We start from the raw sequence: 22,741 nt of genomic DNA on the forward strand, positions 1-22,741 counted from the left end.
CGCGTGCCCGCCCCCGCCGTGACTCCGCCCGTCCCGGTCCGGCCCGCGCAGCCCGAGGACGTGGAGGCGGTCGCGCGCCTGGAGGCGGAGTGCCTGGGCGCCGACGCCTGGAGCCGGGGGCTGGTCGCCGAGGGCATCGCCGGGACGCTGCCCACCGTCAGCTACCTCGTGGCCGAGGCCGACGGCGTCGTGGTGGGCCACGCGGTCACCTCGGCGGCGGGCGACATCGCCGAGCTCCAGCGGATCGCCGTCGACCCGGCTCACCGGCGTACCGGCGTCGCCTCGGCCCTCCTGGCAGCGGTGGTGGCGGCCGCAGCGCGCACCGAAGCCGACCGGCTGCTGCTCGAGGTCCGCGAGGACAACCGAGGCGCCCTCGCGTTCTATGCCAGGAGCGGGTTCGTGGAGATCGACCGGCGTCCGCGGTACTACGCCGACGGGGCCACCGCGGTCGTGCTGCGGCTGGGCCTGGGCCGCGGCTGCGGGGCAGCGGGCACAATGGCGCCGTGACCTCGCTCTCGGCCTCCGCACCCCTCGTCCTCGGCATCGAGACCTCCTGCGACGAGACCGGTGTCGGCATCGTCTCCGGGCACACCCTGCTCGCGGACGCGGTGGCGTCCTCGGTCGAGGAGCACGCGCGGTTCGGCGGCGTCGTCCCCGAGGTCGCCTCGCGTGCGCACCTCGAGGCGATGGTGCCCACCCTCGACCGCGCCTGCGCCACCGCGGGCGTGTCCCTGCGCGACGTCGACGCGATCGCGGTGACCGCGGGGCCGGGACTGGCCGGGGCGCTGCTGGTCGGGGTCGCGGCGGCCAAGTCGCTGGCGCTGGCGCTGGAGAAGCCGCTGTACGGCGTGAACCATCTCGCGGCCCACGTGGCCGTCGACCAGCTCGAGCACGGTCCGCTGCCCGAGCCCTGCCTGGCGCTCCTGGTCTCCGGTGGTCACTCCTCGCTGCTCCGGGTGGGCGACGTGACCGCGTCCGTGGAGCCGCTGGGCGCCACGATCGACGACGCCGCCGGAGAGGCCTTCGACAAGGTCGCCCGGCTCCTGGGCCTCCCGTTCCCGGGCGGCCCGCACATCGACCGGGCCGCCGCCTCCGGGTCCTCGGTCGCCATCGACTTCCCGCGCGGGCTCTCCACCAACCGCGACCTCGAGCGGCACCGCTTCGACTTCTCCTTCTCCGGGCTCAAGACCGCCGTCGCTCGGTGGGTGCAGGCGCGCGAGGCCTCCGGGGACCCCGTCCCGGTCGCCGACGTCGCAGCCTCCTTCCAGGAGGCGGTGTGTGACGTGCTCACCCGCAAGGCGGTCGCCGCGGCCGTCTCCGAGGGCGTCGAGGACATCCTGATCGGCGGTGGCGTGGCCGCGAACTCCCGGCTGCGTGTGCTCGCCGAGGAGCGTGCCGCCGTACACGGCATCCGCGTGCGCGTCCCCCGCCCGGGCCTGTGCACCGACAACGGCGCGATGGTGGCCGCCCTGGGGGCCGAGATGGTCGCACGCGGCCGGACCCCCTCGGCGCTCGACCTCCCCGCCGACTCCTCGATGCCGGTGACCGAGATACTGGTGTAAGCCTGGCGAACCCCATGTAAATCGGGGTTATGGACGCTCATCAAGGCCCGGGCCGGGGCTTCAGCGTCCACAGGCCTTGCGAAGTCGCGGGACCAGTTCGTGTGCACAGGACCTCGGGGGCGAGGCTCCGTCCCCAGACTCCGCAGCACCGGAGGGCGGGCTCCGCAGCTCGGGCCACGCTCGGTCGGGTGAATCCCGATCTCCGTGCCGTTGCCAACTCACAGCTGGGTGTCTTCACCCGCGAGCAGGCCCGCAATGCCCTGATTCGCGAACGGCAGATGAAGACCGCGCTTCGGCCGAACGGGACCTGGGTCGTCGTACGGCGTGGGGTGTACGCCGAGCGCTGGGAGTGGGAGGCCGCCGACCCGGCACGACAGCACCTGATGCGCGTAGCGGCGGCAACCCTGTGCGCGAGAGAGCCCAGCGTGCTCAGCCACAGCTCGGCTGCCGTGGTGCACGGGCTGAGCTGTCGGCCGTGGTGGCGCGAGCTGGTGCACGTGTCCCACCCCCGGGTGCAGGGCGGTCGCACCGAGGGTGGAGTCAAGCACCACCCGGCGCACGTCCCCGAGGCCCAGGCTGAGACGGTGCACGGGCTCCTGGTCACGAGTCGCGAGCGCACCGCGGTGGACATCGCCAGGGAGCACGGGCTCGAGGACGGGGTTATCGCCTGTGACGAGGTGCTGCGGCTGGGCGGATCGCGGCCACAGATGCGCCTGGTGCTCAAACAGATGTGGTCCTGGCCCTACGTCACCACGGCGCGGGAAGCGGTCGAGCTGGCTGATCCGGGCGCCGAGAACATGGCCGAGAGCCTCGGTCGCATGCTGGTGCGTGAGCTGGGGTTCGGCGTTCCCGCCACCCAGGTGTGGATCGAGGACGGCGGACGTCGAGCCCGGGTGGACATGCTGCTGCACGGGCACGTCTTCGAGGTCGACGGCAAGGTGAAGTTCATCGGGACCGACCGGGGAGGGCTGGCCGCTGATCCTGTCGAGGCACTGTGGCAGGAGAAGCAGCGCGAGGACTGGCTGCGCTCGCTGGGCTTCGGCGTTTCGCGGATCATCTGGGCGGACTTCTTCGGTACTGCGCGACGCGCTGCTCTCGAGCGTTTGGCACGGGAGTACCTTGCGACGAGGGATCGCCGTCAGTCGCTCACGGCCCCCTGACCCGTCGTACGACTTCGCAAGGCCCGTGGACACCCAAGCCGTGGCCCGAGCCTTGATGAGCGTCCATAACCCCGATTTACATGCCGCGTTTCCCCAGGAGGACCACCATGCAGCAGGTCAAGGCCGTCGTCGCTCGCGCCAAGGGCGAGCCCGTCTCCATCGAGACGATCAACGTCCCCGACCCCGGTCCGGGCGAGGCCGTGGTGAAGATCCAGGCGTGCGGGGTGTGCCACACCGACCTGCACTACCGCGAGGGCGGGATCAACGACGAGTTCCCGTTCCTGCTCGGGCACGAGGCGGCCGGTGTCGTGGAGTCCGTCGGCGAGGGCGTCACCGAGGTGGCCCCCGGCGACTTCGTGGTGCTGAACTGGCGCGCGGTCTGCGGCGAGTGCCGCGCCTGCAAGCGCGGCGAGCCCTGGTACTGCTTCAACACCCACAACGCCACCCAGAAGATGACCCTCGAGGACGGCACCGAGCTGTCCGCGGCGCTGGGCATCGGCGCGTTCGCCGAGAAGACCCTCGTCGCCGCCGGCCAGTGCACCAAGGTCGACGAGAACGCCCGCCCCGCTGCGGTGGGCCTGCTGGGCTGCGGCGTGATGGCCGGCATCGGCGCGGCGATCAACACCGGCAACGTGGGCCGGGGGATGAGCGTCGCAGTGATCGGCTGCGGTGGCGTCGGCGTCGCCGCGATCGCCGGGTCCGCACTGGCGGGCGCCGCCAAGATCATCGCCGTCGACATCGACGAGAAGAAGCTCGAGGCCGCCACCAAGATGGGCGCGACGCACACCGTGAACAGCAAGGACAACGACGCGGTCGAGGCGATCCAGGCGCTCACCGACGGCAACGGCGCCGACGTCGTCATCGAGGCGGTCGGCCGGCCCGAGACCTGGAAGCAGGCGTTCTACGCCCGCGACCTCGCCGGCACCGTCGTCCTCGTCGGCGTACCGACCCCGGACATGAAGATCCCCGAGATCCCGCTCATCGACGTGTTCGGCCGGGGCGGCTCGCTGAAGTCCAGCTGGTACGGCGACTGCCTGCCCAGCCGCGACTTCCCGATGCTGGTCGACCTCTACCAGCAGGGCCGCCTGGACCTCGACGCGTTCGTCACCGAGGAGATCGCCCTCGACGACGTGGAGGCCGCGTTCGAGAAGATGCACCACGGCGACGTGCTCCGCTCCGTGGTCATCCTCTGAGCCTGGTGAGGACGAGCAGGCTCGTCTTCGCGGCGGTCTGCGCGCTCAGCCTGGTGATGCTGTTCTCCCCGGCGGACGACGTGCCGAGCGGCATCGAGGTCAACGACAAGCTGGTGCACTTCTGCCTGTTCGCGGCGCTGGCGGCCACGGGTCGCCTCGCCGGCCTGCCGGTCCGGTGGCTGGCGCTCGGCCTGCTGGCGTACGCCGGCCTCTCCGAGGTGCTCCAGTCCGTGCTGCCGATCAACCGCCACGGCGACGTGCGCGACGCCCTCGCGGACGCCGCCGGGGTGCTGGTGGCGCTGGGCCTGGCGGCGTTGCTGCGCCGCACCGTAAGGTCGCCCGACCCGCTCCGCGGCGGGCCGAGGACCACCGACGACGGGAGCAGCACGTGACGGATCGCGCACCGGTGTCCGAGGCGGAGGTCGGGAGGCTCCTGGAGGTGATCGAACAGGCGATCGTCCCGCTGACCCGCGCGGGGGTGGCGACCGGGAACAAGCTCTTCGGTGCAGCGATCCTCGACGCCAGCGACCTGTCGGTGGTGGTGGCCGCCACCAACGAGGAGACCGCAAACCCTCTGTGGCACGGCGAGATCGTCGCGCTGCGCGAGTTCTTCGCCCTGCCGAGTCGGCCCGACGTCAAGGACTGCGTCTTCCTCGCCACGCACGAGCCGTGCTCGCTGTGCCTGTCGGGGATCACGTGGTCGGGCTTCGACAACTTCAGCTACCTGTTCAGCCACGAGGACTCCGCCGAGTCGTTCGCGATCCCGCACGACCTGGCCATCCTGAGTGCGGTCTTTGCGGTGCCCGACCCGGACCGTGACGAGCCGGCGTCCGGTCGCGACCGCTACAACCGGGTGAACGAGTTCTTCACCTCCACCGATCTCGCGGCACAGGTGCGTGACTCCGGTTCACCCGAGCTGGCGAGCCGGATGGCCCGGATCGCGACGACGTACGACGAGCTGTCGGCCGGCTACCAGGCGACCAAGGGATCGGCCGTCAACATCGCGCTGGCCTGACTCACGCCCGGCGACCCGGCCGTGCCGGCGCCGCTCGCACGCGCCGTAGGGTCGACCCATGAGCTCCGTACGCATCGACCACGCCGTCTCCAGCGGCACGTTCTCCCTCGACGGCGAGACCTTCGAGGTGGACAACAACATCTGGGTGATCGGCGACGACGACGAGTGCGTGGTCATCGACGCGCCCCACGACGTGGACGAGATCCTGGCGCTGGTCGGCGGCCGGCAGGTCAAGGCCATCATCTGCACGCACGCCCACGACGACCACGTGCGGGTCGCGCCGCAGCTGCGGGAGCGCGTCACCGCGCCGATCCTGATGCACCCCGCGGACAAGCCGGTCTGGGAGCTCACCCACCCCGACCAGCTGTGGGACGTCGACCTCGAGGACGGCCAGACGATCAAGGTGGGGGGAGCCGCGCTCAAGGTGCTGCACACCCCGGGCCACGCGCCCGGTGCGATCTGCCTCTACGTGCACGACCTCGGCTGCGTGTTCACCGGCGACACCCTGTTCCAGGGCGGCCCGGGCGCCACCGGCCGCTCGTTCAGCGACGAGGACCTGATCGTCGAGTCGATCCGCACCAAGCTGTTCGCGCTGCCCGACGAGACAGTCGTGCACACGGGGCACGGCGACGACACCACGATCGGCGCCGAGAAGGAGTCGCTGGGCGCCTGAGCCGCCGGCTCAGGGCAGCGGCTCGACGAGCAGCGCCGTGCCCTTGCCTGCGACGCGGGTCAGCACCAGCGTTGCCTCCTGGTCCCCACGCAGCGAGAGCCGCTTGCGCAGCTCCTCGGGCACCACGGAGACGCCGCGCTTCTTGATCGTCAGGCGCCCGACCCCACGAGCGCGCAGGGCGGCCTTGAGCGGCTTCTCACGGTAGGGGAGCTCCTCCGCCACCCGGTAGCCCCGCGCGAACGGCGTACGCCGCTCCAGGTCCGAGGCCACGTAGGCGATGTGCTCGTCGAGGAGGTGTCCCTCGATCGCGGCCGCAACCGCGGTGACCAGGCCCGCCCGGATCACCGCGCCGTCGGGCTCGTAGACGAACCGGGCCACCGGGCCGGTCCCCGCACCGGGGTCGTCCTCGTCGGTGAGCGTCGCCAGGCCCCCGCCGGTGATCAACGTGGCGCGGCGCCGGGTGGTGGCCAGGCGGCCCGACCAGAGCACGGCCTCCTTGACCTCGCGGTTGTCGCTGACCCACTCGGCCTCGACTCCCTCGGGGACGAGGTGGTGGGGGATGCCGGGCGCGAGCTTCACGCACGAGTCGCGGGCGAACAGGGTCTCCACGAACGACCACGGCGGCGTCCACTCGTCGACGTTGAAGCTACGGCCTGAGGCCGAGCGCCGGGCCGGGTCGGCGTACGCGACGGCGAAGGGGGAGGTGTCGATCGTCGTGGCGTCAGCCACGGTCACCGCGCCGCCGAGCCCGAGCACCTGCAGGTTGGTCTCGGCGACGGCCACGCGGACCGGGTCGAGGTCGACCCCGGCAGCGGTCAGGCCCGCGCCGGCGAAGGCGATGAGGTCCCCGCCGATCCCGCAGCCGAGGTCGATCACCGTGCCCGCCCCGGAGGCGTGTGCCCGGGCCGCGCGGTGGGTGGCGACCGGGAGCCGGGTGGCCTGCTCGAGGCCTTCGGGAGTGAAGTACATCCGCGCGGAGAGGTCACCGAACTTCGCCTCCGCACGGCGGCGCAGCTCCACCTGGGTCAGCGCCGCGCCGACGTGCTCCGGGGACGCCTCACGCCGCAGCGCCGACTGGGCGCGGAGGCTGTCCGCGCCACCGGGCGCCGCACCGCGGGTCACCTCGTCGGCCTGCTCGAGCAGGCGTTGACCGGCCCCGGTCAGGAGCCAGCGGAAGGAGTCGAGGTCCACGCGCGGAGTCTGTCACCCGACCCCGAGGGCGACTCGCCACGGCCGTCCTGGACCGCGGTGAAGGTCCCATCGGGTGGAACCATAGGTCCCTATAAACAGGGGGATTTCGCCTCTGGGCGGTAGATATCCGTACTTCTAGGCTTATCAAACAAGAACAACCGGCGGAGAAACCGCCATGACAAGGAGTCACCGATGCGTTCTGTACTTGACAAGTTGATCTCGTGGACCGGGCTCGCCCTGGCCGCAGTCCTCCTCGCAGCCGGTGGGCTCCTCACCTGGGCCAACACGTTCATCGCTGACCAGGTGCATGACCAGCTCACCATGCAGGACATCACGATGCCCGAGGGCGATGCGCTGAAGAGCGTCACCCCCGCTGACGCCAAGGTCCTCAAGGAGTTCGCGGGCAGCAAGATGGACACCGGTCCCGAGGCGCGTGCCTTCGCCGACCACTACATCCTGACCCACATGAACCACTCCAGCGAAGGACGCTCCTACTCCGAGGTCAGCAGCGAGTTCCAGGCCATGACCGACGAGCAGAAGGCATCCCCGGAGGGCCAGGAGGCCGGCGCGCTGCGCGAGAGCCTCCTGCAGGGCAACACGCTCCGCGGCCTGCTCCTCTACGGCTACGCCTTCGCCACGATGGGCACCATCGCCGGCTACGCCGCGATCGCCTCCTTCGTGGGAGCCGCAGGGATGCTGCTGCTGGGCCTGCTGGGTCTGCGTCACGCACGCCGGGCCGCCTCGACGACAACCGTCTGAGGCCCCCGCTCTGGCACTCATCGGGTGCGAGTGCTAGTTTTTGAACTGGCACTCACCCGGTGAGTGTTTGCGTTTGTACCGGCGTACGAGCCCCGCGACGGCGTCCGTCAGTGCAGGCCGAGAACTTTTAACATCCCAACGACTGTGTGGAAAATGGAGGTTGATCAGAGTGTCGGTCAACATCAAGCCCCTCGAGGACCGAATCGTAGTCAAGGCCCTCGAGGCTGAGCAGACCACGGCATCCGGACTCGTCATCCCGGACACCGCCAAGGAGAAGCCCCAGGAGGGCGAGGTCATCGCAGTCGGCGCCGGCCGGTGGAACGAGGACGGCGACGAGCGCATCCCGGTGGACGTCGCTGTCGGCGACAAGGTGATCTACAGCAAGTACGGCGGCACCGAGGTCAAGTACGCCGGCGAGGAGTACCTCATCCTCTCCGCGCGCGACGTGCTCGCAGTCGTCTCCTGATTTCTCGGACGGCTGGGGCACCCGACGTACGCCGTCGGTGTGCCCCAGCCTCCTGAGTCCGCACGTCCCCCGGTCCAGAGCTCGCAGGCCCGTCCTGCCCGGCTCGGGCCTTCAACTTTTTTCGTAGGAGGCACACATGCCCAAGATTCTCGAGTTCGACGAGGACGCACGCCGCTCGCTCGAGCGTGGCGTCGACAAGCTCGCCAACGCCGTCAAGGTGACGCTCGGCCCGCGCGGCCGCTATGTCGTGCTGGACAAGAAGTGGGGCGCGCCCACCATCACCAACGACGGTGTGACCGTCGCCCGTGAGGTGGAGCTCGACGACCCGTTCGAGAACCTCGGCGCCCAGCTCGCCAAGGAGGTCGCGACCAAGACCAACGACGTCGCCGGTGACGGTACGACGACCGCGACCGTGCTCGCCCAGTCGATGGTGCACGAGGGCCTGCGCTTCGTCGCGGCCGGCATCAACCCGATGGGCCTCAAGCGCGGCATGGACCAGGCGACCGCTGCGGTCAACGAGGCGCTGAGCAAGGCCGCCCGCGACGTGGACGACCGCAAGGACATGGAGGCCGTCGCCACCGTCTCCAGCCGTGACGAGCACATCGGCGACCTGCTCGCGCAGGCCTTCGACAAGGTCGGCAAGGACGGCGTGATCACCGTCGAGGAGTCCAACACCATGGGCACCGAGCTGGAGTTCACCGAGGGCATGCAGTTCGACAAGGGCTACCTCTCGCCGTACTTCGTCACCGACCAGGAGTCGATGGAGGCCGTCCTCGACGACCCCTACATCCTGCTGCACCAGGGCAAGATCTCCGCGATCGCCGAGATGCTGCCCCTGCTGGAGAAGGTCATCCAGGCCGGCAAGCCGCTGTTCATCCTCGCCGAGGACGTCGAGGGTGAGGCGCTCTCGACCCTGGTGGTCAACAAGATCCGTGGCACGTTCAACGCCGTCGCGGTCAAGGCTCCCGCCTTCGGTGACCGCCGCAAGGCGATGATGCAGGACATCGCCACCCTCACCGGTGGCCAGGTCATCGCCCCCGAGGTCGGCCTCAAGCTCGACCAGGTCGGTCTCGACGTGCTCGGCACCGCCCGCCGCGTCGTGGTCACCAAGGACAACACCACGATCGTCGAGGGTGGTGGCAACGCCGAGGAGGTCAACGGCCGCGTCAACCAGATCAAGGCCGAGATCGAGGCCAGCGACTCCGACTGGGACCGCGAGAAGCTGCAGGAGCGGCTCGCGAAGCTCGCCGGCGGCGTGTGCGTCGTCAAGGTCGGTGCCGCCACCGAGGTGGAGCTGAAGGAGAAGAAGCACCGCATCGAGGACGCCGTCTCCGCGACGCGCGCCGCGATCGAGGAGGGCATCGTCCCCGGCGGTGGCTCGGCCCTGATCCACGCGGTCAGCGTGCTCGAGGACGACCTCGGCCTCACCGGTGACGAGGCGATGGGCGTGCGCATCGTGCGCAAGGCCGCCGACGAGCCCCTCCGCTGGATCGCCGAGAACGGTGGCCAGGAGGGCTACGTCGTGGTCGCCAAGGTCCGCGAGCTCGGTGTGGGCAACGGCTACAACGCCGCCACCCGCGAGTACGGCGACCTCGTCTCCCAGGGCGTGCTCGACCCGGTCAAGGTGACCAAGTCCGCGCTGACCAACGCCACCTCGATCGCGGGCATGCTGCTCACGACCGAGACCCTGATCGTGGACAAGCCCGAAGAGGAAGAGCCCGCCGCCGCGGGTCACGGCCACGGGCACGGCCACTGATCGACTGACCCGGGGGACCTGACGGTTTCCCAGGTGATGAACCCGAACTGCCTCTTCACACGCCTCACCCGGTGTGTGAAGAGGCAGTTTTGGTTCATCACCTGGGAAACCGGACGCCGCACACCCTCGCCCTGGAGCCCCACATCCAGCAGACTGAGCGCCACCACCGTCTGATCTGCGAGGAGTCAGCGTGCCGCCACCGCTGGTCGTGGTCATGGGCGTCTCCGGTTCGGGGAAGTCCACCGTGGGGGCGGCGCTGGCTCAGCGGGTGCGGGCGCCGTACGCCGACGCGGATGACTTCCACCCGCCAGCCAACATCGCGAAGATGAGCGCCGGGGAGGCGCTCGACGACCACGACCGCTGGCCCTGGCTCGAGGAGATCGGCCGCTGGCTGCACGAGCACGAGGCCACCGGGGGAGTGATCAGCTGCTCCGCGCTGCGGCGCCGTTACCGCGACCAGTTGCGCAGCCACACCTCCGCCGTCGAGTTCGTGCACCTGCACGGAAGCCCCGAGGTGATCACCCGTCGCCAGGCGAGCCGGCCGGGGCACTTCATGCCGGCCTCGCTGCTCAGCTCGCAGTTCGCGACGCTGGAGCCGCTGGAGCCCGATGAGCACGGGATCGTGATCGAGGTGGACCAGGGCGTCGACGCGATCGTGGAGTCCTACCTCGCCCAGCACCGCCGGGAGGCGTGATGGTTCCCCTCGCCGACGCCGCACCGATCATCGAGCCCGTCGCCGCGGGGTGGCAGCTCGTCACCGCCACGCTGCTGGCGATCGCGCTGATCGTCTTGCTGATCACCTGGCTCAAGCTGCACCCGTTCCTGGCGCTGATCTTCGGCGGGCTCACGGTGGGCATCGTGGCCGGCCAGAACCTCAGCGACGTGATCGGCAGCTTCTCCACCGGCTTCGGTACGACGGCCGCCGGCGTCGGCGCCCTGATCGCCCTGGGCGCGATGTTCGCCAAGCTGCTCGCCGACTCCGGCGGCGCCGACCAGATCGTCGACACCATCGTGGGGCGGTCCTCGAAGGCGGGACTGCCCTGGGCGATGGCCGGGGTGGGCGCCCTGATCGGGCTGCCGATGTTCTTCGAGATCGGCCTCGTGCTGCTGATGCCGGTGATCTACCTGGTGGCGAGGCGGGCCCAGCTCTCGGTGATCGCGATCGGCATCCCCACGCTCGCGGGGCTCTCCGCGATGCACGGGCTGGTGCCCCCGCACCCCGGCCCGCTGGTCGCGATCGACTCCCTCGGCGCCGACCTGGGCACGACCCTGATGCTCGGCATCATCGTCGCCGTCCCCACCGTCGTGGTCGCCGGGCCGCTCTTCGGCCGGGTGGCCGCCCGCTGGGTCGACGTACCCGCCCCCGAGATGTTCTCGGGCCGCGAGGAGACCGATGTGGGCGACCGGCCCGGGTTCGGTGTCACCGTGGCCACCGTCCTGCTGCCGGTCGCGCTGATGATGGCCAAGGCGGTCGCCGACATCGCCATCGACGACGAGGACAACCGGGTGCAGCAGGTCTTCGACGTGATCGGCGACCCGTTCATGGCGCTGCTGATCGCGGTCGTCGTGGCGATGTTCACCTTCGGCCGCGGGTCCGGGATGGACCGCGCCGCGATCACCAAGTCGGTGGAGAGCTCGCTGCCGGCCATCGCCGGGATCCTGCTCATCGTCTCGGCCGGCGGCGGGTTCAAGCAGGTGCTGGTCGACACGGGCGTCGGCACCCTGCTGGCCGACTGGGCCAAGGGCGCGAACGTCTCGGTGCTGCTGCTGGCCTGGTTCCTCGCGGTGCTGATCCGCCTGGCGACCGGCTCGGCCACCGTCGCCACGATCACGGCCTCGGCCCTGATGCTCGGCCTGGTCGAGGGGCTCAGCCAGGGCGAGGTCTCGCTGGTGGTGCTCGCGATCGGGTCGGGATCGGTGTTCTTCTCCCACGTCAACGACGCCGGCTTCTGGCTGGTCAAGGAGTACTTCGGGCTCTCGGTCGGCCAGACGATCAAGTCCTGGTCGCTGATGGAGACCACCCTGTCGGTCACCGGCCTGGTGTTCGTGCTCCTGCTCGGCCTGGTCGTCTAGCCGCTCGCCGCAACCCCACAAATGTTGGGTCGGGATGTCGAAACGGCAGTTTGGGACCTCACAACCCAACATTTGTGAGGGTTCGGGCGTCACAGCAGCGGCACGAAGCGGTACCTGCCGTGCTCGCTGGTCTCCACGGCGTCCCCTCGCCGTACTCCCAGGGTCATCGTGCCGGCGACCGGGACCACGATGCGCCCGCCGTCGCCGAGCTGGTCGAGCAGCTCCTCGGGCAGGGTGGCGGCCTCGGCGGAGACCAGGATCCGGTCGTACGGCGCCCCCTCGGGGTGACCCAGCACCGAGGGGACCGCGGGCCGGATCGTGGCCCACGGCTGGTCCCGGCGCCCCAGGTTGCGCGCGCCCCACGCGCTCAGCTGCGGCACCAGCTCGACCCCGACCACCGAGCCGGTGGCCCCGGTGAGGTGGGCCAGCAGGGCGGTGACCCAGCCCGACCCGGCGCCGACCTCGAGGACCCGGTGCCCCGGTCGCACCTCCAGCAGGCGCAGCATCGCCTCGACCGTGCGCGGCTGGGAGTTGGTCTGCCCGTGACCGATCGAGATGGGCGCGTCGAGGCCGGAGCGGAGCCGTGCCAGGCGCGGCAGGAAGTCCGCTCGGGGGACGGCGTCGAACGCGGCCGTGACCGGATCCATGCCCACCACTGAACCACCCGGCCCCGCCCGAGTTGCCGAACTTGTTGACATGCCTGCAACACAAGCGCAGCGAGCGCGCAACACACTCCCGCCACTGTGGCCACATGTTCTTCCGAGTTCGGGCCTCGCTCACCGAGCGGCCCGGCGCGCTGGCGCTGCTGTCCACGCGCTGCGGAGACGCCGGCCTGAACATCCTCGGACTGCAGATCTTTCCCGACCTGGGTCGCGTCACCGACGAGCTGGTGATCAGTGCGCCCGACACCTGGACCGCGAAAGCGGTCGCCGAACTCGTGAGTGGTGCAGGCGGGGACGAGGTGAGCGTCGAACCCTGCACCACTCACGACCTGATCGACCAGCCGACCCGGTGGCTGACCGCGGCGCACGACGTGGTCGCGGACCCCGACCTGCTCCCGACCCTGCTGGAGAAGCTGCTCGGTCCGCACCGGGAGAAGTGGAGCGCCACCGAGCACTCCCGCGCCGCGGCGCTCACCGCGCTCGCCTCCTCGGCGGGACGTCCCGTGACCCGCAGGAACGCCACCCCCGTGGAGTACGACGAGACTCCCCGCGGCGTGGTCGCCCGGATCGGCGGACACGTCGTCGGCGTCGCCACGTTCGGCCCCACCGAGGACCACGACCTGACCATCGAGGTGGCTCCGTCCTGGCGCCGGCTCGGCATCGGCACCCAGCTGCTCACCCGGGCGGCGTCGAAGGCGGCGGCCGCCGGAGCCGACGAGATCGTGCTGCTGGCGCTGCCCGAGGACTCCGGCTTCGTCTCCATGCTCAGCAAGGTCGGCCTCCGGGCGAGGATCAAGGCCGGCGACGGGCTGCTGCGGGCACGGATCGTGGTGACCGGAGTGCACCGTTCCACGACCGCTGCACCGGTCCCGGGGGAAGATCGCAGCCCTTCCGGTCGTTAGACTCAGGGTCCAGACGTTTCCACGGGAAGGGCCCCGGATCCGATGACACCAGGTGTCCCCTCAGAAGTCCCCAGCAAGTTCGCACCGCTCGGACTGACCTACGACGACGTGCTGCTCCTGCCGGGTGAGACGGACGTGATCCCGAGCGAGGTCGACACCAGCACGAGGCTCACGCGCGAGATCTCGCTGCGCACGCCGTTGATCTCCAGCGCCATGGACACGGTCACCGAGTCGCGGATGGCGATCGCGATGGCCCGCGAGGGCGGCATCGGCATCCTGCACCGCAACCTGTCCATCGAGGACCAGGCCTACCAGGTCGACCTGGTCAAGCGCACCCAGACCGGCATGATCTCCAACCCGGTCACGATCACCCCGGACAAGACCCTGGAGGAGCTCGACCAGATCTGCGGTGAGTACCGCGTCTCCGGACTGCCCGTGGTCGACACCGACAACCGGCTTCTCGGCATCATCACCAACCGCGACCTGCGCTTCACCCCGCTGGCCGAGTGGGCGACCACCAAGGTCGACGAGGTGATGACCCCGATGCCGCTGATCACCGCACCGATCGGGATCAGCCGCGAGGACGCCACCGCGCTGCTGCGCCAGCACAAGCGCGAGCGGCTGCCGATCGTCGACGACCAGGGCCGCCTTGCCGGCCTGATCACGGTCAAGGACTTCGTGAAGTCCGAGCAGTTCCCCAACGCCTCCAACGACGCCGACGGGCGGCTGCTCGTCGGTGCGGCCGTCGGCTACTTCGGCGAGGCCTGGCAGCGCGCCACCACCCTGGTCGAGGCCGGCGTCGACGTGCTCGTGGTGGACACCGCGCACGGCCACGCCCGGCTGCTGCTCGACATGATCGGCCGGCTCAAGAGCGACCCGGCGACCCGGCACGTCCAGATCGTCGGCGGCAACGTCGCCACCCGAGGCGGGGCGCAGGCCCTGATCGATGCGGGTGCGGACGCGGTCAAGGTCGGCGTCGGGCCGGGCTCGATCTGCACCACCCGCGTGGTCGCCGGGGTCGGCGTACCCCAGGTGACCGCGGTCTACGAGGCCTCGCTGGCCTGTGGGCCCTCCGACGTGCCGCTGATCGCCGACGGCGGGCTGCAGTACTCCGGTGACATCGCCAAGGCCCTCGTGGCCGGTGCGGAGTCGGTGATGTTCGGCTCCCTGCTGGCCGGGTGCGAGGAGAGCCCCGGAGAGCTGGTGTTCGTCAACGGCAAGCAGTACAAGTCCTACCGAGGGATGGGCTCGCTCGCCGCGATGTCGAGCCGCGGGAAGAAGTCCTACTCCAAGGACCGCTACTTCCAGGCCGACGTGACCAGCGACGACAAGATCGTCCCCGAGGGCATCGAGGGCCAGGTCGCCTACCGCGGGCCGCTCGCCGCGGTGGCCCACCAGCTGCTCGGCGGCCTGCACCAGTCGATGTTCTACGTCGGTGCCCGGACCATCCCCGAGCTGCGCGAGAAGGGCCGATTCGTGCGGATCACCTCGGCGGGCCTCAAGGAGAGCCACCCGCACGACGTCCAGATCACGGCCGAGGCGCCCAACTACTCGTGGCGGTGAGGCGCCCGCGCCTGGTCGCCACCGACCTCGACGGCACCCTGCTGCGCAGTGACGGCACCGTCTCGCCGCGGACGCGCGACCTCCTGGTCGAGCTGGACAGCGCGGGTGTCCCCGTCGTGTTCGTGACCGGGCGGCCGCTGCGGTGGATGGAGGAGCTGTGGGGCTCGGTCGGCGCCCACGGGCTGGCGATCGTGGCCAACGGTGCAGTGGTCTACGACGTGACCGCCCAGAAGGTCCGCGACGTCACCGGCATCGAGCGTGAGGCCGGGCTCGAGCTGGTCGAGGCGATCACCGCCGAGCTGGCGGGCTCGGCGTTCGCGATCGAGACCGTCGACGGACCGCGTCTGGGCGACGGGTTCGCCGGGCGGCGTCCCTTCCCACCCGACACCCCGAGCGGCCGGCTCGAGGACGTGTGGGACCAGGCCGCGGTCAAGGTGCTCGTCCGGCACCCGCACGTGCCCTTCGAGGAGCTCCGTGACGCCGTGACGGCCGCCGTCGGTGACCTCGCGACCCCGTCGTGGTCGATGGAGGGCCTGGTGGAGATCAGTGCCGCGGGGATCACCAAGGCCGCCACCCTGGAGCGGGTGAGCACCGAGCTCGGCGTCGAGGCGCATGAGGTGGTCGCGTTCGGGGACATGCCGAACGACCTGGCGATGCTGACGTGGGCCGGGACGGCGTACGCGATGGGCAACGCGCACCCCAGCGTCCTCGAGGTCGCGAGCCACGTGGCGCCCACCAATGACGACGACGGTGTGGCAACAGTGCTCGGCGAGCTCTTCGGGCTGTGAGACTGCTCCCGTGAACGACGTGATCCTCCGCCCCCTCCGCGATTCGGACTGGCCGAGCGTGCACGACCTGGTGGTCGAGGTCGCCACGGCGGGGGAGACCTACGCGATGGAGGTGCCCGCCTCGCAGGAGCAGACGGAGCAGTTCTGGTCCGGCCAGCACGTGGTCGTCGCCGTGGACGGCGACGAGATCCTCGGCAGCGCCAAGATGGGCCCCAACCGGCCCGCCCAGGGAGCCCACGTCGGCACCGCGAGCTTCATGGTCACCGAGGCGGCACGCGGCCGAGGCATCGGCCGGCTGTTGGGGGAGTACGCCGTGGCGTGGCTGCGGGAGGCCGGGTACGCCGGGATCCAGTTCAACGCGGTCGTCTCCACCAACGTCGCCGCCGTGCGGCTGTGGCAGTCGCTGGGCTTCCGCGTCGTGGGCACCGTCCCGGACGCCTACCGGCTGCCCCCGGGCCACGACACCGAGCATGCCGACCTGCACGTGATGCACCTGGACCTGCGGCCACCGCTGCCCCCGACTCCCGCTCAACCCGCCGGCGTGCACCGGGACCGCATCCTGGGGGCCGCGGCGAGGCAGTTCGCCGCACGCGGCTGGGGGCGCACCACGTTCGCCGACGTGGCCCGTGACGCCGGGGTCCCGGAGGAGACCGTCACGCGCTCCTTCGGGTCCCGCGCCGAGCTGCTGATCGCGGCGATCCGGCGGGTGAGCTTCGGGAAGCACCCCGACCTGCAGGCTGCTCTCTCGGCCCTGCGGCTCGACGAGGTCGAGGGGGTCGAGGAGCGCCTGGAGCGGGCGGCCGGGTTCGCGTGCGACGTGCTGGGGCAGATGGCGCCGCTGGTCGCCGTACTCAACGAGGCCGCCGGCAGCGACGCCACCGCGCTGGCCGTGCGTCACGGCGCCGAGCTCCGGCGCCTGGGGTCCTCACGCGCCGTGGTCTCCCTCCTGGTCCGCGACGGCACGCCCTCACCCGACGCGGTGCCGGTGGTGCAGATGCTCACCTCGGCGGAGACGTTCCTGGCCTTCCGGGCGCTTGGCTGGAGCCCGGAGCGCTACCGCGACTGGCTGCGTGACGCTCTCGACCACGCGGTCAACGGCGGCCGCTGACCCGCGCCCACTCGGACCGGCCTGCACCCCTTTGTCCCCGCGCGACTCTGGACAAGGACGGGGGAACAGCGGTCGACCGGCGGGAGCAGGCCATGACCACCAACGTCATCGTCGTCGTGGAACGACAGTTCGACGTCCCGCGGGCAGTGTCGTTCAAGGCCTGGACCGACCCTGAGCAGGCGGTCCCCTAGCGCGGAGCCCCGGCCGGCACGTCGAGCCCGGGAGCTACACCTCCGAGCTGCGGCTGGGTGGGCGGTACCACCACGTGAAGGTCCGCGACGACGATCCGCAGGTGCGGGTGACGACCGACGAGGTGTTCACCGAGTTCTTCGACCCCGACGTCTTCGTGGCCAAGCAGCGATGACCGCGGCCGGGGCCGAGGTGGGGACCGCGGGGAGCGGCGATCGCACGATCGTGGTCGGGACCGACGGAGGTCCCCTGGCAGGGCCGACAGTGGACCGGGCGGCCTGGCTGGCGAACCGGGACGGGGCCTACCTGGTGATCGTGTGCGCCTACTCCGACCTGTCGCGCCGCGACGACGCGCGGATGGTCGCCACCAGCGGGGGCGACAGCAGGATCGGGCACGTCTTCGGGAAGGGGCGGGCCGAGCAGGCCCTGGCGGAGGCGGTCGAGATCGCCCGGTCGCAGAAGGCGACCGTGATGGCGGCGGTGATGCTCGACTCCACCCCGGCCGAGGCGCTGCTGCGGACCGGCACCTTCTACGACGCGGTGATGATCGTGCTCGGAGCCCACCAGGCCACCTCGATCGCCGACCGGCTCCTGGGCACCGTGGTCGCCGAAGTGGTCCGCCGTGCGACCTGCGACGTGCTCATCGTCCGCCCGCGCGAGGCTCGGTGATCCTCGGTGGACCAGCGGCGTGAAAGACTCACGGGGTGACTGAGATCGAGATCGGCCGGGCCAAGCGCGGCCGCCGCGCCTATGCCTTCGACGACATCGCGATCGTGCCGAGCCGGCGCACGCGTGACCCCGAGGAGGTGTCCACCGCCTGGCAGATCGACGCCTACCGGTTCGAGCTGCCCATCCTCGCGGCCCCGATGGACTCCGTGATGTCGCCGGAGACCGCGATCGCGTTCGGCACCTTCGGCGGGCTCGGCGTGCTCAACCTCGAGGGCCTCTGGACCAGGTACGACGACCCCACCGACCTGCTCGAGGAGGTCTCCGGGCTGACCGGTCCCGACGCCGTACGCCGGATGCAGGAGATCTACACCGAGCCGATCCGGGCCGAGCTGATCACCGAGCGGATCCGACAGGTGCGCGACGCCGGCGTGACCGTCGCCGGCAGCCTGAGCCCGCAGCGGACCAAGGAGTTCGCCAAGACCGTGGTCGACGCCGGGGTCGACATGTTCGTCATCCGCGGCACCACGGTGAGCGCGGAGCACGTCAGCGCCCACTCCGAGCCGCTGAACCTCAAGGACTTCATCTACGAGCTCGACGTCCCCGTGATCGTCGGTGGCTGTGCGACGTACCAGGCCGCCCTGCACCTGATGCGCACCGGCGCGGCGGGTGTCCTCGTCGGCTTCGGCGGAGGTGCCGCGCACACCACGCGGCAGGTGCTCGGTGTCGCCGTACCGATGGCGAGTGCCGTGGCCGACGTCGCGGCCGCGCGGCGTGACTACCTCGACGAGTCCGGCGGCCGCTACGCCCACGTGATCGCCGACGGGTCGATCGGCAAGAGCGGCGACATCGCCAAGGCCGTGGCCTGTGGCGCCGACGCGGTGATGATCGGCTCGCCGCTGGCACGTGCAACGGATGCTCCCGGCCGTGGCTTCCACTGGGGCGCGGAGGCGCACCACGCCGAGCTGCCCCGGGGCGAGCGCGTCGGGTTCGAGACGGTCGGGACGCTGGAGGAGATCCTGTTCGGTCCCTCCCGGGTTGCCGACGGCACGATGAACCTGATGGGCGCGCTGCGCCGGGCGATGGCGACGACCGGCTACACCGACCTCAAGGAGTTCCAGCGCATCGAGGTCGTCGTCAGCTGATCGGCACGCGACGAGATGGGTGATCCGGGGAGGTTTCCTCCTCGGGCTCCTCGGGAACGGTCAGCGAAACACGCTGCACCACTCCTGGATGCGAGGCGCTCATGTCCGACACCACCGCAGAGCGGGCGGACCCCGCCGACTCAGGCTCCGACAGTGAGCTGAAACGGTCCATCACCGGTCGACTGCTGTTCTTCTACGTCCTCGGCGACGTCCTCGGCTCGGGGATCTACGTGCTCATCGGCGCGGTCGCCGGTGCCATCGGCGGGGCCTTCTGGATGGCGTTCGCGGTCGGTGTCTCGATCGCCACGATCACCGGGCTCGCCTACGCAGAGCTGGTCACGAAGTACCCCCAGGCCGCCGGTGCGGCGCTCTACGTCAACAAGGCCTTCAAGAACAAGGCGCTGACCTTCCTGGTCACCGTCACGTTCCTGTCCGCCAGCTTCGCTGCCGCGGGCTCCCTGGCGACCGGTTTCTCCGCGTACTTCTCCCAGGTGTGGGACCTGCCGCCGGCACTGCTGATCAGCCTGGTGTTCATCCTGCTGCTGGCGGTGGTGAACTTCATCGGCATCACCGAGTCGGTGGTGGCCAACATGCTGATGACGTTCGTGGAGATCGCCGGGCTGATCATCATCATGATCATCGGGATCATCTACGTCGCCGAGGGGAACGCGGACTTCGGCAGCCTGGTGGAGTTCGAGGCCGAGGGGAACCCGGTCTTCGCTCTGGTCGCCGGCGTCGCGCTCGCGTTCTTCGCGATGACCGGCTTCGAGAACGCCGCCAACGTCGCCGAGGAGACGATCAACCCCTCCAAGAACTTCCCGCGTGCGCTCATCGGCGGCATGATCGCCGCCGGTGTCATCTACGTGATCGTGGCGGTCACCGCCGCGCTGACCGTGCCCACCAGGACGCTCGCCGACTCCGACGCCGCGCTGCTCGAGGTGGTCAAGGAGGGCATCCTGCCCGTGCCGGTGGGCGTGATGACGATGCTGTTCGCGGTGATCGCGATGGTCGCGATCACCAACACCACGCTGGTGGCCGTGGTCACCCAGTCGCGGATCCTCTACGGGATGGCCCGCGAGGACGTGGTGCCCGGCATGTTCTCCAAGATCCACGCCTCGCGCCGCAGCCCGTGGGTGGCGCTGATCTTCTCGGCGATCGTCGTCATCGGCCTGCTGCTGGTGGGGGCCGCGCTGAACAAGGCGGGCGTGGGAGTCGACGTGGTGGAGCGGCTCTCGCTGGTCACCGTCGTGCTGACCCTGGCGATCTACGTGATGGTGATCCTGGCCTGCCTCAAGCTCGGCGACCAGGACAACCACGACGACTCCTTCCGTGCGTCCCGCCCGCTGCTCTATCTGGGTATCGTGGGCAACTTCCTGCTGCTGATCTACGTCGTCGTAGACGACCCGTTCTCGCTGGTGTGGTGCGCTGGGCTCCTCGCCCTGGGCGGTGCGCTCTACCTGGCGGAGTACTTCTTCGGCAGGCCGGAACCCAAGGAAACCTCGAACGCACCGAAGGAGATCTGAGATGCACGTGATCATCGCGATCGACGGATCACGGCAGTCGCTGAGCGCGGCTCGCCACCTCAAGTCGTTCGCCGACCCAGCGAAGATCTCCGACATCTCCATCCTGGCGGTCGTCCGGCCACTGGCTGCCGTCTCCTTCGCCGACGAGATCAGCACGTCGAAGAGCGCCGACGACCCCGACATGCGCACCTTCCGCGAGGCCGCGGAGGCAGCCGTGGCGAAGGTCGCGGAGGAGTTCGACGGCTGGGGCCCCAAGGTGCACCGCCGGCTGCGCAGCGGGTCGCCGGCCAACGAGATCATCAAGGCCGCCAAGCAGCTCAACGCCGGGCTGGTGGTGGTGGCCAGCGGTGGTCGCGGGATCAGCGAGCACGTGCTGATGGGAAGCACGGCCCAGCGGGTGCAGCAGTACGCGCCGTGCCCGGTGCTCGTCGTACGCCCGACGCCGCGGAAGCCGGCCGCGAAGCGCAAGACCTCCTGATCCACGAGGCAGGAACACCCCGCTGACAGACTGGATGCATGACGCTGACGGCTGATCTCGGTCCGGGTTCGCGCGCGAAGGCGCTGGAGTCGATGCAGGCGGGCGAGCTCGACGTGCTCGTGGTCGGCGCCGGTGTCGTGGGTGCCGGCACCGCGCTGGACGCCGTCTCGCGGGGACGCTCCACCGCGCTGGTGGAGCAGCGCGACTTCGCCAGCGGGACCTCCTCGCGCTCCTCCAAGCTGGTGCACGGCGGGCTGCGCTACCTGGAGATGTTCGACTTCCCCCTGGTCAAGGAGGCCCTCGAGGAGCGCGGGCTGCTGCTGACCCGGCTGGCGCCGCACCTGGTGCGGCCGGTGCCGTTCCTCTACCCGCTGCACCACACCTGGGAGCGCCCGTACGTCGGCGCCGGGCTGGTGCTCTACGACGGGATGGCGCTGGCCGGCGCCCGCGCGGGCAGGCACGAGATGGGGGTGCCGCGACACCGGCACCTGTTCCGCAAGCAGCTGGCGCGGATCGCCCCGGACCTGCGCAGCGAGGACCTGACCGGCGCGATCCAGTACTACGACTGCCAGGTCGACGACGCGCGCCTGGTGCTGACCATCGCGAGGACGGCAGCGGCGTACGGCGCCCACGTTGCCTCGCGGACCAAGGTCATCGACTTCCTGCGCGAGGGCGACCGGGTCGTCGGCGTACGCGCCGTGGACCTCGAGAACGACCGGGAGTTCGACGTGCGCGCCAAGGTGGTCGTCAACGCCGGCGGCGTCTGGACCAACCAGGTCCAGGAGATGCTCGGGGGGCGCGGGGCGCTCGACGTCGAGGCCAGCAAGGGGATCCACCTCGTTGTTCCGCGGGACCGGATCCGTAGCGAGGCCGGCTTCATCACCAAGACCGAGAAGTCAGTGCTCTTCGTGATCCCGTGGGGCCGCCACTGGATCATCGGCACCACCGACACCCCGTGGGACCTCGACCTCGCCCACCCGGCGGCTTCGCGCAGCGACATCGACTACGTGCTCGAGCACGTGAACAGGTTGTTGCGGACGCCGCTGGACCACACCGACGTCCAGGGCGTGTACGCCGGTCTGCGACCCCTGCTCAAGGGCGCCACCGAGCCCACCTCGAAGATCTCTCGCGAGCACACCGTGGCCACCCCGGCGCCGGGCATGGTGATCATCGCGGGCGGCAAGCTGACCACCTACCGGGTGATGGCTCGTGACGCCGTGGACGCGGCCGAGGAGTTCCTCGACAACAACGCGGGCCCGAGCATCACCGAGCGGGTGCCGCTGCTGGGGGCTGCGGGGTTCGAGGCCCGCACGAACCAGCGGGTGGCGCTGGCCCGGTCCAGTGGCCTCGACCTGGTCCGGGTCGACCACCTGCTGGGCCGCTACGGCGGTCTCGTCGACGAGGTCCTCGACCTGGTGCGGGCTCGCCCCGAGCTGGCCGAGCTCCTGCCCGGCTCGGAGGACTACCTCGCGGCCGAGGTCGTCTATGCGGTCACCCACGAGGGAGCCAGGCACCTCGACGACGTCCTGGCCCGTCGTACGCGATTGTCGGTGGAGTCCTTCGACCGCGGCACCGCCGCCGCCCGCCCCGCCGCGGAGCTGATGGCAGCCGAGCTCGGCTGGGACCAGACCCGCCTGGACGAGGAGGTCGACCACTACCTCCGCCGCGTCGAGGCCGAACGACAGAGCCAGGAGAAGCTCACCGACCAGGAAGCCGACGAAGCCCGCGTCCAGGCCCCGGAAGGCCCTTGGGCCGTCTGACCCGAGGCGGTCTCGACGTCATGGTGGTCGAGCAGCGAGCGCCAGCGAGTGGACAGTCGAGACGAGCGGATAGTCGAGACCACGTTGGGTGAGGTGGAAGGCAGAAGTA

General features: G+C 70.5%; 23 protein-coding genes. 21 read left to right on the forward strand and 2 right to left on the reverse strand.

Annotated features, from left to right (window positions below; genetic code table 11):
* The first annotated feature begins 3 nt into the window (after positions 1–3).
* The 7 genes from rimI to AC4BGC_RS01775 all read left to right on the forward strand — a co-directional run bounded on the left by rimI (position 4) and on the right by AC4BGC_RS01775 (position 5,603).
* Positions 4–507, forward strand: a complete 504-nt coding sequence (gene rimI, locus AC4BGC_RS01745; protein ID WP_490554061.1) for a ribosomal protein S18-alanine N-acetyltransferase — start codon at positions 4–6, stop codon at positions 505–507.
* Entirely contained in the window at positions 504–1,562 is a 1,059-nt protein-coding gene (tsaD, locus tag AC4BGC_RS01750) for a tRNA (adenosine(37)-N6)-threonylcarbamoyltransferase complex transferase subunit TsaD (protein WP_490546455.1), read from the forward strand. The genes rimI and tsaD overlap by 4 nt, the downstream gene beginning before the upstream one ends.
* 188 nt (positions 1,563–1,750) lie before the next feature.
* Positions 1,751–2,722 carry a type IV toxin-antitoxin system AbiEi family antitoxin gene (locus tag AC4BGC_RS01755; RefSeq protein WP_490554062.1) on the forward strand — a complete coding sequence of 324 codons (972 nt, stop codon included), beginning with the start codon at positions 1,751–1,753 and terminating at the stop codon, positions 2,720–2,722.
* 107 nt (positions 2,723–2,829) lie between these two features.
* A complete protein-coding gene (locus tag AC4BGC_RS01760; RefSeq protein ID WP_490546454.1) occupies positions 2,830–3,915 on the forward strand; it encodes an S-(hydroxymethyl)mycothiol dehydrogenase in 1,086 nt (361 codons plus the stop codon).
* Between the two features lie 5 nt (positions 3,916–3,920).
* Positions 3,921–4,307 carry a VanZ family protein gene (locus tag AC4BGC_RS01765; protein ID WP_490554063.1) on the forward strand — a complete coding sequence of 129 codons (387 nt, stop codon included), beginning with the start codon at positions 3,921–3,923 and terminating at the stop codon, positions 4,305–4,307.
* Positions 4,304–4,930, forward strand: a complete 627-nt coding sequence (locus AC4BGC_RS01770) for a nucleoside deaminase (protein WP_490546452.1) — start codon at positions 4,304–4,306, stop codon at positions 4,928–4,930. The genes AC4BGC_RS01765 and AC4BGC_RS01770 overlap by 4 nt, the downstream gene beginning before the upstream one ends.
* A 58-nt stretch (positions 4,931–4,988) precedes the next feature.
* Complete coding sequence (locus tag AC4BGC_RS01775; protein ID WP_490546451.1) at positions 4,989–5,603, forward strand: MBL fold metallo-hydrolase; 615 nt, start codon at positions 4,989–4,991, stop codon at positions 5,601–5,603.
* A 9-nt stretch (positions 5,604–5,612) separates the two neighbouring features.
* Here AC4BGC_RS01775 and AC4BGC_RS01780 read toward each other — a convergent pair whose 3' ends face one another.
* Positions 5,613–6,794, reverse strand: coding sequence for a class I SAM-dependent methyltransferase (locus AC4BGC_RS01780; protein ID WP_490554064.1), 1,182 nt, complete (start codon positions 6,792–6,794; stop codon positions 5,613–5,615).
* A 192-nt stretch (positions 6,795–6,986) separates the two neighbouring features.
* On the opposite strand from AC4BGC_RS01780, the gene AC4BGC_RS01785 reads away from it, so the two are divergent.
* From AC4BGC_RS01785 to AC4BGC_RS01805, 5 genes are all read left to right on the forward strand, one after another.
* A complete protein-coding gene (locus AC4BGC_RS01785; protein ID WP_490554065.1) occupies positions 6,987–7,553 on the forward strand; it encodes a hypothetical protein in 567 nt (188 codons plus the stop codon).
* Between the two features lie 169 nt (positions 7,554–7,722).
* A complete protein-coding gene (gene groES, locus AC4BGC_RS01790) occupies positions 7,723–8,019 on the forward strand; it encodes a co-chaperone GroES (RefSeq protein ID WP_490546448.1) in 297 nt (98 codons plus the stop codon).
* Between the two features lie 136 nt (positions 8,020–8,155).
* Positions 8,156–9,775 carry a chaperonin GroEL gene (gene groL / locus AC4BGC_RS01795; RefSeq protein WP_490546447.1) on the forward strand — a complete coding sequence of 540 codons (1,620 nt, stop codon included), beginning with the start codon at positions 8,156–8,158 and terminating at the stop codon, positions 9,773–9,775.
* Between the two features lie 190 nt (positions 9,776–9,965).
* A complete protein-coding gene (locus AC4BGC_RS01800) occupies positions 9,966–10,469 on the forward strand; it encodes a gluconokinase (RefSeq protein ID WP_490554066.1) in 504 nt (167 codons plus the stop codon).
* Entirely contained in the window at positions 10,469–11,848 is a 1,380-nt protein-coding gene (locus AC4BGC_RS01805) for a GntP family permease (RefSeq protein ID WP_490554067.1), read from the forward strand. Before AC4BGC_RS01800 ends, AC4BGC_RS01805 begins: the two co-directional genes overlap by 1 nt.
* Positions 11,849–11,937: 89 nt before the next feature.
* On the opposite strand, the gene AC4BGC_RS01810 is transcribed toward AC4BGC_RS01805, so the two are convergent.
* The gene (locus tag AC4BGC_RS01810; protein ID WP_490554068.1) at positions 11,938–12,495 is read right to left on the reverse strand and encodes a protein-L-isoaspartate O-methyltransferase family protein; all 558 of its coding nucleotides are present in this window, start codon (positions 12,493–12,495) and stop codon (positions 11,938–11,940) included.
* A 104-nt stretch (positions 12,496–12,599) separates the two neighbouring features.
* Here AC4BGC_RS01810 and AC4BGC_RS01815 point away from each other — a divergent pair, with 104 nt between their 5' ends.
* The 9 genes from AC4BGC_RS01815 (at position 12,600) to AC4BGC_RS01855 (ending at position 22,632) form a co-directional block, all read left to right on the forward strand.
* The gene (locus tag AC4BGC_RS01815; protein ID WP_490546443.1) at positions 12,600–13,412 is read left to right on the forward strand and encodes a GNAT family N-acetyltransferase; all 813 of its coding nucleotides are present in this window, start codon (positions 12,600–12,602) and stop codon (positions 13,410–13,412) included.
* A gap of 42 nt (positions 13,413–13,454) precedes the next feature.
* Positions 13,455–14,975 carry an IMP dehydrogenase gene (gene guaB / locus AC4BGC_RS01820; protein WP_490554069.1) on the forward strand — a complete coding sequence of 507 codons (1,521 nt, stop codon included), beginning with the start codon at positions 13,455–13,457 and terminating at the stop codon, positions 14,973–14,975.
* Positions 14,972–15,763, forward strand: coding sequence for an HAD family hydrolase (locus AC4BGC_RS01825; protein ID WP_490554070.1), 792 nt, complete (start codon positions 14,972–14,974; stop codon positions 15,761–15,763). Before guaB ends, AC4BGC_RS01825 begins: the two co-directional genes overlap by 4 nt.
* Before the next feature lie 10 nt (positions 15,764–15,773).
* Positions 15,774–16,871 (forward strand): GNAT family N-acetyltransferase, encoded by a 1,098-nt coding sequence (locus tag AC4BGC_RS01830; protein WP_490554071.1) that lies wholly within the window; start codon positions 15,774–15,776, stop codon positions 16,869–16,871.
* A gap of 360 nt (positions 16,872–17,231) precedes the next feature.
* On the forward strand, positions 17,232–17,729 hold the full coding sequence (locus tag AC4BGC_RS01835; protein ID WP_490554072.1) for a universal stress protein: 498 nt from the start codon (positions 17,232–17,234) through the stop codon (positions 17,727–17,729).
* Positions 17,730–17,764: 35 nt separating this feature from the next.
* On the forward strand, positions 17,765–18,871 hold the full coding sequence (locus AC4BGC_RS01840) for a GuaB3 family IMP dehydrogenase-related protein (RefSeq protein ID WP_490546437.1): 1,107 nt from the start codon (positions 17,765–17,767) through the stop codon (positions 18,869–18,871).
* 101 nt (positions 18,872–18,972) lie between these two features.
* Positions 18,973–20,394 carry an APC family permease gene (locus AC4BGC_RS01845; RefSeq protein WP_490546436.1) on the forward strand — a complete coding sequence of 474 codons (1,422 nt, stop codon included), beginning with the start codon at positions 18,973–18,975 and terminating at the stop codon, positions 20,392–20,394.
* A 1-nt stretch (position 20,395) separates the two neighbouring features.
* The gene (locus AC4BGC_RS01850; RefSeq protein WP_490554073.1) at positions 20,396–20,872 is read left to right on the forward strand and encodes a universal stress protein; all 477 of its coding nucleotides are present in this window, start codon (positions 20,396–20,398) and stop codon (positions 20,870–20,872) included.
* Between the two features lie 38 nt (positions 20,873–20,910).
* Positions 20,911–22,632: a glycerol-3-phosphate dehydrogenase/oxidase gene (locus AC4BGC_RS01855; RefSeq protein ID WP_490546434.1), complete on the forward strand. Its 1,722-nt coding sequence runs from the start codon at positions 20,911–20,913 to the stop codon at positions 22,630–22,632.
* The last annotated feature ends 109 nt before the right edge of the window (positions 22,633–22,741 follow it).

Source organism: Nocardioides sp. Z38_18 (genome assembly GCF_058215695.1).